At 45.4% G+C, this 14,292-nt stretch carries 12 protein-coding genes and 2 pseudogenes; 3 read left to right on the forward strand and 11 right to left on the reverse strand.

Going from position 1 to position 14,292, the window contains the following annotated elements; all coding sequences use genetic code 11:
* Positions 1-53: 53 nt before the first annotated feature.
* From QNH99_RS13275 to QNH99_RS13320, 10 genes and pseudogenes are all read right to left on the reverse strand, one after another.
* Positions 54-371, reverse strand: coding sequence for a PTS lactose/cellobiose transporter subunit IIA (locus tag QNH99_RS13275; RefSeq protein ID WP_063879249.1), 318 nt, complete (start codon positions 369-371; stop codon positions 54-56).
* A gap of 40 nt (positions 372-411) precedes the next feature.
* On the reverse strand, positions 412-717 hold the full coding sequence (locus QNH99_RS13280) for a PTS sugar transporter subunit IIB (RefSeq protein ID WP_063879248.1): 306 nt from the start codon (positions 715-717) through the stop codon (positions 412-414).
* Positions 718-849: 132 nt separating this feature from the next.
* The gene (locus tag QNH99_RS13285) at positions 850-1,812 is read right to left on the reverse strand and encodes an alpha/beta hydrolase fold domain-containing protein (RefSeq protein WP_082875184.1); all 963 of its coding nucleotides are present in this window, start codon (positions 1,810-1,812) and stop codon (positions 850-852) included.
* Positions 1,813-1,847: 35 nt separating this feature from the next.
* Positions 1,848-3,131 (reverse strand): carbohydrate porin, encoded by a 1,284-nt coding sequence (locus QNH99_RS13290; protein ID WP_063879247.1) that lies wholly within the window; start codon positions 3,129-3,131, stop codon positions 1,848-1,850.
* 187 nt (positions 3,132-3,318) lie between these two features.
* Positions 3,319-4,263, reverse strand: a complete 945-nt coding sequence (locus tag QNH99_RS13295) for an AraC family transcriptional regulator (protein ID WP_063879246.1) — start codon at positions 4,261-4,263, stop codon at positions 3,319-3,321.
* Positions 4,264-4,299: 36 nt separating this feature from the next.
* Entirely contained in the window at positions 4,300-6,915 is a 2,616-nt protein-coding gene (locus QNH99_RS13300) for a family 78 glycoside hydrolase catalytic domain (RefSeq protein ID WP_410516797.1), read from the reverse strand.
* Positions 6,916-6,970: 55 nt separating this feature from the next.
* Positions 6,971-7,171: pseudogene (locus tag QNH99_RS13305) on the reverse strand (PTS sugar transporter subunit IIC); the annotation flags it as partial.
* A 20-nt stretch (positions 7,172-7,191) separates the two neighbouring features.
* Positions 7,192-8,312 (reverse strand): IS3 family transposase gene (locus QNH99_RS13310; RefSeq protein WP_109718365.1). Its coding sequence is split into 2 segments (ribosomal slippage): positions 7,192-8,054 and positions 8,054-8,312, totalling 1,122 coding nucleotides; the frame shifts between segments, so codons are not numbered across the junction.
* A 75-nt stretch (positions 8,313-8,387) separates the two neighbouring features.
* Positions 8,388-9,434 (reverse strand): annotated as a pseudogene (locus tag QNH99_RS13315) (PTS sugar transporter subunit IIC); the annotation flags it as partial.
* An 817-nt stretch (positions 9,435-10,251) separates the two neighbouring features.
* Complete coding sequence (locus tag QNH99_RS13320) at positions 10,252-11,160, reverse strand: LysR family transcriptional regulator (protein ID WP_410516798.1); 909 nt, start codon at positions 11,158-11,160, stop codon at positions 10,252-10,254.
* A gap of 98 nt (positions 11,161-11,258) precedes the next feature.
* Here QNH99_RS13320 and QNH99_RS13325 point away from each other — a divergent pair, with 98 nt between their 5' ends.
* Positions 11,259-11,981: an SDR family oxidoreductase gene (locus QNH99_RS13325; protein WP_241536668.1), complete on the forward strand. Its 723-nt coding sequence runs from the start codon at positions 11,259-11,261 to the stop codon at positions 11,979-11,981.
* 226 nt (positions 11,982-12,207) lie between these two features.
* On the opposite strand, the gene QNH99_RS13330 is transcribed toward QNH99_RS13325, so the two are convergent.
* Positions 12,208-12,939 carry a sulfite exporter TauE/SafE family protein gene (locus tag QNH99_RS13330; RefSeq protein WP_256853506.1) on the reverse strand — a complete coding sequence of 244 codons (732 nt, stop codon included), beginning with the start codon at positions 12,937-12,939 and terminating at the stop codon, positions 12,208-12,210.
* A 99-nt stretch (positions 12,940-13,038) separates the two neighbouring features.
* Here QNH99_RS13330 and QNH99_RS13335 point away from each other — a divergent pair, with 99 nt between their 5' ends.
* Positions 13,039-13,932, forward strand: a complete 894-nt coding sequence (locus QNH99_RS13335) for a LysR substrate-binding domain-containing protein (RefSeq protein ID WP_410516799.1) — start codon at positions 13,039-13,041, stop codon at positions 13,930-13,932.
* A gap of 39 nt (positions 13,933-13,971) precedes the next feature.
* On the forward strand, positions 13,972-14,181 hold the full coding sequence (locus tag QNH99_RS13340) for a DUF6434 domain-containing protein (RefSeq protein ID WP_241536681.1): 210 nt from the start codon (positions 13,972-13,974) through the stop codon (positions 14,179-14,181).
* Positions 14,182-14,292 lie beyond the last annotated feature (111 nt).

Below are 14,292 nucleotides of genomic sequence, written 5' to 3' on the forward strand. Positions count from 1 at the left end.
GCGTCCATATTATATGGACGCAATAGATGAGATCTGTCAGCAAAAGCGTGAGGCTATGCGGAACGCGCTGGAAGCTGGCGATAAATATCAATGAATTCCTGGACCATTTCCCGGACTAACATCGAATTCATAATATGATCCTGCGCATGAACCAGGACCAGATTTACCTGAACTTTGCCGCATCCCTCGTCCATACCAATAAGCATTGTTTGTACGTCGTGAGCCCGCTTAGATGCGGCAAAAGATTCATTCATTTGCGCTTCGACCTCATGCCAGTCACCCTTTTTTGCAGCGCTAAGGGCCTGCATGGCACAGCTACGGGACTCACCTGCATTGATGATGAGTTCCATTACCGTTGATTCCATATCCATTTGCTACCTCAATTCTGTTATTGCTGATGATTACCGTTCGTTATTCAAAAAGAGCCAGTGCATCATTGAGGATTTTCTCTCCGCGCATCATGCCGTAATCCATGCTATTGATTACCGCTATTTTTTTTCCCGCTGATATGGCTTTAGCCTGAAACTCCTCAAATTTATACTTGATCTGTGGTCCCAGAAGACAGCAGTCATACAGAGCCAGAGTCCGATCAAAATCTTCCATCGAAACCGCAACGATATCGACTTCGATGTTGTTCTTTTCTGCAGCCTGTTTCATTTTTTTCATCACCATGCTGGTAGACATACCGGCAGCACAACATAAAAAGATACGTTTCAAGTTAACTCCCTATTTTTTACAATCGAGATTTTCACTGAACCAGTGAAATAATCCCCAGAATATGTTCAATTCAATAGTGCAACTGACCTGCAATTCGTTTTTATCACGGGAATGATCCGGCATTACCCGTAGTTATTTTTTGTCCTTCAAATGGGTATCCAAAAAATTAATGATGATCTTGGTTATCTCAGGCTGATACCACATCAAACCAGCATGGTCGGCCCCCTCGACGATATAACGCGTTGAATCACGTCCATGTGCAATAAGCGCCTCATGCAAAATACCTGTCTGGCCTGGCGACACCACATTGTCGGCATCGCCGTGCATCAGTAAAAATGGCGGGGTTTTGTCGGAGATATAGGTTATAGGATTTGCCGCTTTAGCCTTGCCTGGGTTAGAAAGAATGGACCCTCCGCCCTGCCACGGAATGCCGTTGACCAGCATTGCTTCCGGAATAGCGGGAGACTTGTGCGCCTCTATAATTTCATCAGAAAAATCTTTCCCGACCGTGGTGAGATCAGATAAGCCATACAGATCAATCGCTGCCTGCACATCGCTGCTTTGCCCGGAATATTCGGTCGTATCGAACGTCTTGATGCCGTTAGTGGTGGCGACCATTGCAGCCAGATAGCCGCCGGCTGACTCACCCATCACGGCGATCCGGGAAGGGTCAATACCCAGTTTGTCAGCATTGGTGCGTAAGAACCTGACGGCCGTTTTAGCATCTTCAAGCAGGCCTGGAAAGACCATTGTCGGGACTACCCGGTAGTTTATGCTGGCCACCACATAACCCGCCCGTGAAATATCGACACGTTGGCCAATGAACTTTGATTTCGGTGCATCAATAAATCCCCCACCGGTGATAAATACCACTGCAGGAAGCGGTTTTGGGGAGTAAGGCTTAAGAACGTCCATTGACAGTTGCAGAGGCCTGCCCATGGTATTCTGTGTAAATGAGTAAGTAATATCAGGGATCATTTCAACAGCCAGTGCATTTGGCGTTAATTTGATATTTTTACTTTCTGCTACCTGACCGGCTGCGGAAACAGATAAGGTAAAGAATGCGGTCAATGCCACAATTGATTTTCTATACATTTTTTACTCCTGAATAGCGTTAAAGACAGACACCGTCAGAACCAGACTTCCATGCGATAGCCCACTCGCCATTCAGATGCTTTTGGCAACAGGGTTATTTCACGATCTCCCCCGGCGTAGGTCAATGTCAGACTGGCAAGTGGTGCGATATAAGGGAGCACGTCCAGTTGAAGAGCCGGACCTACTGAAATTTTGTAGGCATTGCCATTAGCACCGGCGACCCCATTCTTGTTTTTGGTATTGTTTACAATAAATTCATAGAGCATTGAAATGTTCTGATGATGAAGGTTTTGTTTTACCGTTACGCCACCAAAAATCCCCGTTTCATTTTCGTAGCCATAAATCATATCGCCACCAGAATAAGCCAGGTCGGGTATAACCGTGGTTCGGTCTGCAGACTTATCACGTTTGGTATATTCATATATAAAAGCGGGATTTACGGTAAAATCTTCAAATTGTGAAATGCTTCCATCGACAGTAAATCTGACAGATGAATCCCCTTTCTCACTGAGTACACTTATTCGGCTGGTATTCAGGTATTGCGCTATAACGCCTTTGCCATACTGAATTTGTAGTGAAGATTGACCTTTAATCAGGCCAAGGTAGTTTGGCATAGTGTATTTAGCTGAGAAACTTGTGGCCTGCTGTACACCGGTACCAAGTGGGTTATCCAGTTCTTTGACATAAGTAATGCCCCACTCTGTTAATCCGAGCCGATAAGTGAGGTCGAAAATCCGGCGTGAACCTTCTGCGGCCATCGGCGCGCCAGAGCTTGACCAGTCAATCTGAGCGGTCCCTACAGCAAAATCAAAATTTTTACTGCTGTAACCTATTCCTGAATCAATGTGAACTTCTTTAGTATTATAGGCAAACACATTGATCCGCTCGTCCAGATAGCGGCGGCCCGCCCAGATATTCGACTCATCTGGCAGGAAATTCAGTCCACCAAATCTCCCATAGTTTTGTGCAGTTTCAAGAGCTTTATCTCCGTACCCTACAACCTGATAAGTGTAATCAGCCCACTGTTCAGGCGCGCCGATCCCTGTCCATTTCTTGGTAACGGCAAGCGACGTATAATAATCGTGCCAAAAGCTGTTACCGAGATCCCCCATTTTTCCTCGCGGGTCCTGATTCGGGCCAGTGGGATCTGCATGAAGCGTCATGTTTTTGGGTCTGTTGTATTCGCTCTGAAAATCGCCGGCAACCATTCCATAGCCATTTAATTGAAACGAGCCATCCTCAGAAATATTTGCAGAATAGCTTTCATTTATACAACTACAAAACAGCAATAAATAAAGCGTTATTTTATTTAAACACATTATTATAGCTCCACTGGTAATGGTAGGGTAATTTTTTAATAATAAAAGAAATCACAACCATTATATTTGACCGCCAAAGTAGAGTTATAACCAGGCTTGTGTTTTTGTATGTCGAATTTTGCATTCAATATTAAATTTAAAAAAAGCCAGACAAAAATGCCTGACTTTTCCGAACAGGGAAAGAGGGTTAGTTAAAACTATTGCGATATTCCTTGATACTCATGCCGTATTTATTTTTGAATATTTTATAGCAGTGAGTGGCATTTTCATAACCGGACATGTTGATTGCGTCAATTATTGAATAATTTGTGTTTTTTAGTAAATGCGTTAGGATATCCAACCTTTTTTCAATAAGGAGTTCACTAAAGTTCTTTCCGGTGAAGTCTTTGAGTAATTTGCTTACCTTATAATTCGGCTGATTTAACCTTCGAGAAATGTCGTTAAGTGTCGCAACTTTATAATTCTCATCAATATATCTGAGGACAGATGTTGATATCGAATTATTGTAAGTTCCATTAATGTGATAGTCACTACACTCAATATTTGCAAGTAATTCGGTCAGCAACAAACCCACTAAAAAATTAACGCGCACCTCTCTAAGTTTATTTGCGCTATAAATCTCAGTAATGATGATGTGCATAATGTTCTGGATAGAATCTATCTCACCCACTTTGAAATGAATATGTTCCCCATAACGACGCTTACCATTTATTGACGCGAGAATGAAATCCGATATCAGGTTATCCTCATCAAACAACGACATTAATTTGCCAAAAAACTCCGTTTTGATGATGAAGTTAATGATGATGTCGTTATGGCCGGCAGAATCAATTTCGTGTTTAGCAAACTGGTTGAGGAGCATAATTTCCCCTTCCTGTAATGTCATGGGCACGCCATTGACATTTTGACGCATACTTCCTTGATAGATATAGATGAGTTCTATAAAATCATGTGAATGCAAGGACACTTTTGTGAAACGAGTCTGTTTTTCAATATAAATATAGTTATCTTTAAAAAACCTACGCTCCATGCGGTTCTTAAACTTATGACTCAGCTGATAGTTAGCACGTAAAATCTCAAGTTCTCTCTCTGTATATGCTAACAGACTGTCATGTATTTCAGGATTGATCATAAAACACCTACATGGAGCTTTTAATTAATGAAGCGTTCAGGTCAGTAACACGCTGACCTCACCAGCATTTCGTATATCAAAGTATTGATTAACACCATCGGAATACTGAGGTTCATGGATGTTACCCGTGACATTATACTCTTCTGAGATAACCAGAATGCATTTTTTTAAATTAAATGGAATATTGATCACTATTTCAATACCTTTTGCAAGACGTTGCCATTTGCAAGAAATGTATCCCCTCACAGTTTGATGTGTACAGTCGACGAACTGTAATGAATCCAAAAATGCAGGTTGTATTCTTACAGTATCACTACCTCTTGCATTATCCTCAATAATAATACCTCCTGGCCCTTGAGTCATCCAGCTAGTATAAGAACTGAACATCGCATGATTGCATGAGCCATTCTTATTATCACCAAAAAATTCTTTCAGGGTAGTATCCTCGTCATGAAGCATACTTTTGAATCCCCCACAGGCGTGAAGCCATTTCATGATTACTTCATTTTCATCATAATGACGGAGAACTTCATACAGGAAGCTTTGCCCAAAAATTCCGCAGGTTACCAGGTAATTATTATCGCGGATAGCATTAGCCAGTTCACTGGCTAACTTTTTGGGGTTATCACTTAATTCCATATAGAGTGCAAAAACATAGCTTGTCTGACTTTTATCTGCAAAGCTGTCATCAGCATTTCGAAAATCAGTAATAATACGATCCCTGATTTCAAGTGTTTGTTTCGCATAAAATTCAGACCTACCGTTCAGTTTAAGAATAGTGCTGAATTTATGGAGTAACTTTACATGCAGATAATAGATACATGCGGTCGTGAAATTGCGTGCGGGAGAACCTGACTTATAGTCAACGGCACCAGAATTTCGGCTCCCCCAATCCCCGAGGCAGCAGTTGAGAAGCCCTTCATACCCGACACTGTTAAGGTGTTCAAGCTGACGCTCCAGGAATGGAAAAAACGCACGTGCGAGATCCAGCGTTCCATAGTGCTGGTAATGAATGTTAAGCAAAAAGGGAACAACAAGCTGCCATCCCAAAGGGCCGGCTGTTTCCCCGGTTCCGTTTGTTTTAATTCCCACATACGGTGCCGTTTCGGGAAAACCACCATTTTTCCGCGTGTCGTTGATAAAGTCTGAAAGGGTTTTTTCGTACATCTTTGCAGAATTAAACTGATAAACCTGAGATTTTGCCAGAGCAACGATGTCCCCACCATACGCGAACCGCTCCCGCGCGCAATCACTGAACACGGAGTGAATATTGTTTAGTTTGGTATTACGCGCAATCTCATACAGCCGGTTTAAATACAAGTCTGAGCAAAGAAAATCGCCGGCGCTTTCGAGTTTGCTGTATGCCTTGTGCGCCATAATGCAGAGTAACTGATCCAGGTTCATTCCACTCACTTTCACATAGCGAAAAGAATGATAGGTATACTTATTAACCAGATGATTGATGCCACTTCGACAAATGAGCTGGTCGATTTGCTCTGCACGACCGGGGGATGACTCTCCACCATTTATAATAATGCCGGGTGCTACCTCTTTTCCAATGAAGCCAGCCAGCGTTGACCCGGTATTCAACGTGTAATCATCGTCGAGACACTCAGCATATGTCAGAGTGATAACTTGTCCTTCGGAGGCGCTCACCGAAAGGTCAATAAGCCCGGAAAGAGTTTCCCCAAAATCTACGATGAATTCTGATTCATTCAGAACATGGATTTCTTTAAAGTCCAGGCACTTAATTTTTTCTATCTTGGGGATATAACTGGACACCATCTGCCCTTGTGGCCCTTTCGCCAGGAGGACGTTATTCCATCTGGGTGATACCAGTTCTGTGGTATTGCGACCACTGAACAATCGGGAGTCTAAGGTTTCGCCCAGGTAGATATTGTTGGTAAAATATGCGCCTTCACTACATTCCCATGTCTCATCCGTCGATAGACGTACTGACAGTCCCTCACCCTGTATAAAAATATCAGCGATTGCCTGAGTCACCCCTGAACATAACATGTCGCGAAGATTATACTTCCCGAATAGTTTCATTTCGGAGGGAGCATACCATCCATTTCCCAGTTCAATGATTAAAGTATTGCTACCCGTTTTTAAGTAATCTTTTATCTCATAGGTATCGTAATAGACGGTTTTCGAGTAATTAGTCCAGTCGGTATTAAGTTCATTCCTTGATACTTTACCCCCATTTATATATAGATTATAGAATCCAAGGCCAGCAATGTTTATTACAGCCCTATCGATTGCATTTTGGATAGGGAAACATTTCCTGAGAACCGTGTTTCGCGTACTGCTATCTTCTGGTTTATCTTTGTTGTTCTGAAAAGGTTTTGCTATCCAGTTGCCGTGGAAGTTACCCAGATTACCCGTAATGAATGAATTACTCAGTGAAACCATACTACCAGCACTGTTACATGAATTAATCTTCACAGTATATGTGCCGTATTCACTCAACTCAAAGCCAGTTAAAAGGAGATCTGTGCTATCGCCAACCCCAGTAAGTTCATGCACCACGGAATCGTCTTTTAAAATTGTTACATGGTACGATGTTTGTATATGCTTAACGCTCCAGTGACATGCAACAGGGAGTCTGTCGACAACAATTCGACTGGTCTGATAATTAATTTGCAACATTTAACCCACCGTGGCGTAGTGTATTTCTCATGGTCAACTTCCAGATTTTGATTATCTATCTCGCACAGATTTCATCCGTTTCTTCTTTACAGGCTAACGCATCAGCTATCTTGAAGAAGAAGTACCAGGCTGAAAATCTTACAAACAACCCAATAAACTGGAATGCCGCTATTTTCCAGCTACCCTGCATGAATCCTGAGATTATGATAGGCATCCCCGCAGGCGTGCTGACGCCAGCGAGCCTCGGTGACCTGCCCCCAGTATTAGATACAACCATCAGTTAGTAATGTCGGTTTGTTTACCTTCACATTTTCCATTCCGCCACCGTGCTGCAAACTCTGATGGCGTCTGATAATTCAGTGCTGAATGCGGACGATACTCGTTATAATCCTGCCGCCAATCTTTAATGACTTTCCTGGCGTGAACGATATCGCTGAACCAGTGCTCATTCAGACATTCATCGCGAAATCGTCCGTTAAAGCTCTCGATAAATCCGTTCTGCGTTGGCTTGCCCGGCTGGATTAAGCGCAACTCAACACCATGCTCAAAAGCCCATTGATCCAGTGCGCGGCAGGTGAACTCCGGCCCCTGGTCAGTTCTTATCGCCGCCGGATAGCCTCGAAACAGCGCAATGCTGTCCAGAATGTGTGTCACCTGCACGCCTGAAATCCCAAAGGCAACAGTGACCGTCAGGCATTCCTTCGTGAAGTCGTCCACACAGGTCAGGCACTTGATCCTGCGACCGGTGGCGAGCGCGTCCATGACAAAATCCATCGACCAGGTCAGGTTGGGCGCCGCCGGGCGGAGCAGCGGCAGACGTTCTGTTGCCAGCCCTTTACGACGACGTCTGCGTTTAACGCCCAGCCCGTTCAGATGATAAAGGCGGTACACGCGCTTGTGATTAACCAGAAGCCCTTCACGGCGCAGTAACTGCCATATGCGGCGATAGCCAAAACGCCTGCGCTCCAGTGCCAGTTCAGTAATGCGCCCTGATAAATGGGCATCATCCGCCGGACGCTGAGCGTCATAGCGGCAGGTCGACAGGGACAAACCTGTGAGTCTGCAGGCACGACGTTGCGACAGACCGGTCGCACCACACATAAACTCAACGGCTTCCCGCTTCTGGTCTGTCGTCAGTACTTTCGCCCCAGAGCCACCTGGAGTGCCTCCTTATCCAGCATGGCTTCGGCAAGCAGCTTCTTGAGTCTGGCGTTCTCTTCTTCAAGCGACTTCAGGCGCTTAACCTCGGGCACCTCCATACCACCATACTTCTTACGCCAGGTATAAAAGGTGGCGTCGGAAATGGCGTGCTTGCGGCAGAGTTCACGGGCAGAAACCCCGGCTTCAGCTTCGCGGAGGATACTGATGATCTGTTGGTCGGAAAAACGCTTCTTCATGGGAATGTCCTCATGTGGCTTATGAAGACATTACTAACATCGCGGTGTATTAATCAACGGGGAGCAGGTCATCCGCAATATTCCAATTACAGTTAGATAATATGCGATGCCCAACATAATCCCGTTGATAAGGATGTAGGGAATAGCTAAAGCAAAGTTCATGACCAAAGGTACACCGTAGGCCATGGGTTCACCAATTGTGAATACCGCGGGAGGAAGGGCTATTTTACCTAAAGTTTTATATCGACTACTCTTTGCAAAAAAAGCCAACATAATCGCTAATGGTAATAAATCACCTGCAACACCATAGGTCATAAAGAATGCAAACCCGGTGATATTAGGTAATTCAATGCCTGCAGCATACGCAGCCAGTTGCTGTGCATCCATAGCAAACCATATAGGGGCTACAATGCCTAGCGTTATGGCGTGCCCGTGAAGACCAAAGAACCAGAGCAACTGAGCAAGCACTGCAACAAAAATAATAGATCCAATGCCTGATCCAAGAGATGTGAGTGGCGACTGGATGAGTTTATAGATGATTTGATGGATGCTACCATAACCATTAATCGTTATAACCGCAGATATAACAGTAAATGTTGTCAGGATTACAATACCAGGTATGAGCGATGAAAAGGATTTTGATATAAAATCCGGGACATTCTCTGGCATTTTAATAATTAATCCCTTTCGGGTGATGCCTGTAAAAATACGGGTTGATACAATGGCAACCAAAATCCCCGTAAACAACCCCATGGCACCTAACCATTGGCTTGGAATTAAATATGATTGCCCCAGTGGACCGATCTCTCCAGGGTTATAGGGTGTAAGTATAAAGAATGAAATCATTGAAAGCAGACCGGCCATGAAGCTATCAACATTAAGATTTTTAGCCAGCGTGTAAGCCACCGAAAATGAAACAATGACTGCCAGAAAGTTGTTGGTGAAATTGATAGGTATATCAAAAAACCTTACTAGTTCGTAGCGAACAAGAAAATCCTGGTAAGGCTGGAAAGGGAATACCTTAAGAAGCGTGGCGACGGAACTCATGATGGTTGCTGGTAACACGAGCATCATGCCGCTCATCACTGATTTCAGGTAGATATTTTGACCAACGCTTTGCATTAAACTTAATAGTTTTTCTTGCATGGCAGCTGTATTTATTGGCATGTGATATTCCATCAGTGTCTATTTTTAAGTGCGTTCAAAAACTTAAATGAGATTAAACTGTCCGGCCATCATAGTAATGGCATATTAAATTGCGAGGCATGTCGGCTGTTGTCATTTAGAATGACCTTTTTTGCGAAACGGAATATTTAGTGACACAAATCACAATACTATATTTATGACTTGAATTTCTGGCCACATTTTAAGCATGGCCTGAGAAATACAGCGGAGTTTCCCCTTCTGAACTCAACTATATGCGGCAGCGGGAAGAGGAATATCTGCGGCTAAAGAGTCTGGTGCCCCGAAAAGGCGATGCTGCAGGATGTACTGGCAAAAAAGAGCTGACGCTGGGGCGACTGCGGGATTGGGTCAGGGATTTACAGGCCCGATATGGTGCCAGCGAAAGACAAATTTGAGTCCTAATGGGGATGTGAACACAATGTCTGCTTAGTGCAGAAGCGGACTTAGCAGACATAACTGGCGAACCCACCGTCATGGTAACTACCGGGATTTAAGCGTTTGTTTCCAAAATCCGCAGGCTGAATTGACCCTGAGTTCATCTATCAGAGGAGTTTTTAGAAATAAGGTTGCATGACATGGGCGTTATATAGAGGAAGTTAAGCAGGACAACAGGACAGCTTGCAACGGTGCATGGAGCAGTGAAGAAAATATGCTTTATCACGTAATACTGGACAAGTCTGCAGCATCTGCATGCGCTAATCTTAGCCTTTACCCTGAACTAACTCACTGATTCAAAAAAATGGAAATGAACCACTCAGAGGGGGCAAGTAAACGTCTGCCGCCATTCTTTGATATGGTCAATCAGAGCACGGAGCTTTGGCGCAATATTGCGGCGCTGGGGAAAATACAGATAGAAGCCTGGAAATTGTGGAAGATACTCATCCAGCACTGACACAAGCTGACCGCCTTTTATATATGGCCTGAATGTTTCTTGAGTAGCCATAGTGATGCCGCCACCAGCCAGAGCCAGTCTTAACATCAGACGCAGGTCATTCGTCGTAATATGCGGTTCAATCGCCAGATCGAAGGCTCTCCCGTTTTCTTCAAATGGCCAGCGATAGGGCTCAACATCCGGGGATGAGCGCCAGCCGATACACTGATGATGAACCAGCTCACGAGGATGATAAGGGCGACTATTGGCTGCAAGATAGGAAGGGGAAGCAACCACCATTTCACGTTGATCACCCGTAAGCGGAACAGCAATCATGTCTTTTTCAATCACTTCTCCGAGCCTGACACCGGCATCGTAGCCTGCAGCCACAATATCAAACTCTTTATCAGTGACAACAATATCAAGCTTCACACTGGTGTTAGCTGCCGCGAAGGAAGCGATTAACGGGCCTGAAAGAAATTCTTCCGCTATCGAGGTCACCGCGATTCTGAGAAGTCCTCTTGGCTTACGGTCAGGAGCAATATTGTCGAATGCAGCTTCGAGACTGGTTAAAGGCAATGAAAGAGATACACGCAACTGTTCTCCCGCTTCCGTCAGATGAACCGAGCGAGTCGTCCGCATGACAAGCATTGTGCCGAAAGCATCCTCGAGCCTTCTTATTCCCTGACTGACCGCCGAACGGGTCACGCCCAGCCGTGCTGCAGCTTTACTGAAATTATGCTCTTCTGCAACCGCAATAAAAACAGGTAAAAGATTGAGATCAATTTTCATTGTTTAGTACTGCTAACCACTGAGTCCAGTGAAAGCAGGATACTGCAACTTATCGTAAAGTTCTATTCTCTCTCCGAAATCAATGACAGGAGAACATCATGGACAAAGTTATATTAATCACTGGTGCATCAAGTGGCATCGGGGAAGGCATTGCCAGAGAACTTGGAATTGCAGGTGCGAAGGTATTACTGGGAGCACGTAGAGTGGAACGTATCGATGCCATTGCAGCAGACATTTGCAGCGCGGGCGGTATTGCTGATGCGCGGGCTTTGGATGTTACCGATCGACAATCCATGTCTGACTTCGTCCAGACAGCACTGGACAACTGGGGCCGTATTGATGTCCTTATTAACAATGCAGGCATTATGCCGCTTTCACCCCTTGCCGCTGGCAATCAGGATGAATGGGAACGAACAATAGACGTTAATATTAAGGGCGTGCTTTGGGGTATTGGCGCTGTGCTACCCGTAATGGAAGCACAGAAATCGGGTCAGATAATTAATATCGGCTCTATTGGTGCCTTTTCTGTCGTACCAACAGCTGCCGTCTATTGTGCATCCAAGTTTGCGGTGCGGGCTATTTCTGAAGGGTTACGACAGGAAAGTCCTAACATACGTGTAACCTGCTTAAATCCCGGCGTTGTAGAAAGTGAACTCGCGTCAACAATTACCCATGAGGAAACCATGGCGCTGATGGATGCCTACCGTTCTGTCGCACTTAAACCCGCTGACATTGCCCATGCTGTAAAGCATGTCATTGAGGCGCCTGAAACCGTTAATACATCTGAAATAACCATAAGACCTACAGCGTCTGCAAACTAGCGTTTCGGCATGGCTTCATGGTCACTTGAAGCAACGACTAAATTCCGCTTTTCGCGCATAGCAGACATTAACCTGACATCAGTCCGCTTTGCGCCATAAGCGGACGTTACCAGCATGGCTTACCCTTCACCGTTATGGCGCAACCACCTGATAAAATCCTGGCGGCGAGAAACGCCAATCTGATTGGCTGTAGTGAAAGCATCAGCCTTGTCCATCTGCAGTAGAATTATTTTACCTGCCAGGCGCTGTATAAAAACCCTGCCCCGGCAATCAACAGCATAACGTCTATCAGGAATGAAAAATGTGTCACCGTGAATCTTCGTACCAAAGCTTTACTGCTGAGGGTTCCGAGCATAATGCCGCCACCGACGAAGAGTCCCATAAGGGCAATGTGTAATGAAAGCGCCCCCTGGAACGAAAAGGTACTGACTTTACTCATGTACAGAAGAAGTGCACTTGCTGCTTCGGTGCCAATAAACGCCCCACCACTCAACCCATATGCCGTAAAAATCGGTACGCTCACCGGGCCTGTTGATAGCACCAGACCGGTCAGGAAACCGACTGTTCCACCACAAAACCCCAACTGCTTTATCGATAATCTCCATCGGTTATTTTTCACATGCCTTCGCATCAGGATCATAACCCAGAAAAAAATGCCTAAAGCACCGTCTATCGTCCATGTGGGCAAAGCGAGCAGGACATGAGCACCCAACGAGGCTGCTGGCACGCCCGGCAGTGCATAAGCCAACGTTGCGCGCCAATCTATCTCTTTCCACCAGGCAACAATACGAGAGAGGTTGCCCAGAATAGCGGCGATGGCCATTATCGGTATGGCTAATTTAGGCCCGAAGGCGCTGACCATGACAGGCAGTAAAAGCAAAGAAGAGCCTGTACCGACTATCCCACTCACCACTCCGGCGAGTATCGCAATTAAGGCTACACACAGATAGATTGCCATGACTTTCCTGATTTTTGACTTCGAAACATGCATCCTACTGTGTGTGTTTAGATCATAATATCGATTAATACTGTCCGTTGATGAGACTAAAAGTCACAGATGAAAAAACGAAACCTACCGCCGTTAAATGCTTTGAGGCTGTTCGAGACGGCAGCACACGCAAGCAGTCTGAGTGCCGCCGCGGAGGAATTAGGGATCACCCACGGTGCCGTCAGCCGCCAAATCAAATTGCTTGAAGAGTGGTTAGGGCAACCCTTATTTGAACGGCAAGGGCAACGCAGTGTTGCGGCCGAACATGCCCGTGCATTTGCAGCCGAAATCAGTGCCGCTTTCGACATTATCAGTGATGCTTCAATTCGCTTCGGAAAAACACAAAATACACGCGTCATAAGAGTAAACGCCCAAACAACTCTGGCGATGCACTGGCTGATACCTCGCTTACCGGAATTCCATCGCCGAAATCCTGACGTGGAAGTTTCGGTGTCCATATCCAACAGCGCGGACATAAAAGGCCTGTCTGGCTTTGATGTTTTGATTCGACGAGATCCACTGGATAAGTCAGAATGGCGTTATTTTGACAAGCGACCTTTGTTCGAAGAACAACTCACTTTACTTGCTGCCCCGACGCTTTTGTCCAGACAGCCTTTAGCGGAACCTGAAGACCTTTCCAAACATGTGTTCGTCACATCCAATACGCGAGTGGGCGAATGGGAAAGATGGATGAAAGCAGCCAGAATCGACGCGTTGCGCCCACAGCGATTTCAGCGCTTTGAACACAATTATATTAGTCTTCAGGCGGTCATTGATGGTGTTGGCGTCGGTATCGGTGGATTGCCCACACTTAGGCATGTCGTAAAAGAGAAAAGGCTTCTGGCTCCCTTTCCGGTTGGCGTTAAAGGAAGCAAATACGTGGCGCTAATCGCTCCCGATGTTGACAAGTCATCAGCACTAAATCTGTTTCTGGAATGGCTTGAACAGGAAGCATCAAAGTAACGCATTACTCTTTCACCCCGTTTTACATGAGGCAAGCAAATGAGCATTGACTGGCACAGCGCGGAACTGACTCGCATGACGATGGTTGATAAAAACTATAAGAACACGCAAAACGTGCGTCGTTTTATGGTTGCGCAATGCGGGGAGACATTCCGGTTTGATCGGGAGTTCATGGCGTGGATACGCAATGATATTGCCAAAAATCTGGGAGACGTTGTGGATGAGTGGAAGCGCAGGAAAGGCCACTAGCCTGGACTTTACGCCTTTATGCAGCCTGCTGCTGATGAGGCACAACCTCGCCCGGTGAGTAAAAAAAAAGACCCGATCACCGATCAGGTCTCCTTTGATGTGCTTTTACCT

The sequence above is a fragment of the Pantoea allii genome (assembly GCF_046529425.1).
In the GTDB taxonomy this organism is placed as follows: domain Bacteria; phylum Pseudomonadota; class Gammaproteobacteria; order Enterobacterales; family Enterobacteriaceae; genus Pantoea; species Pantoea allii.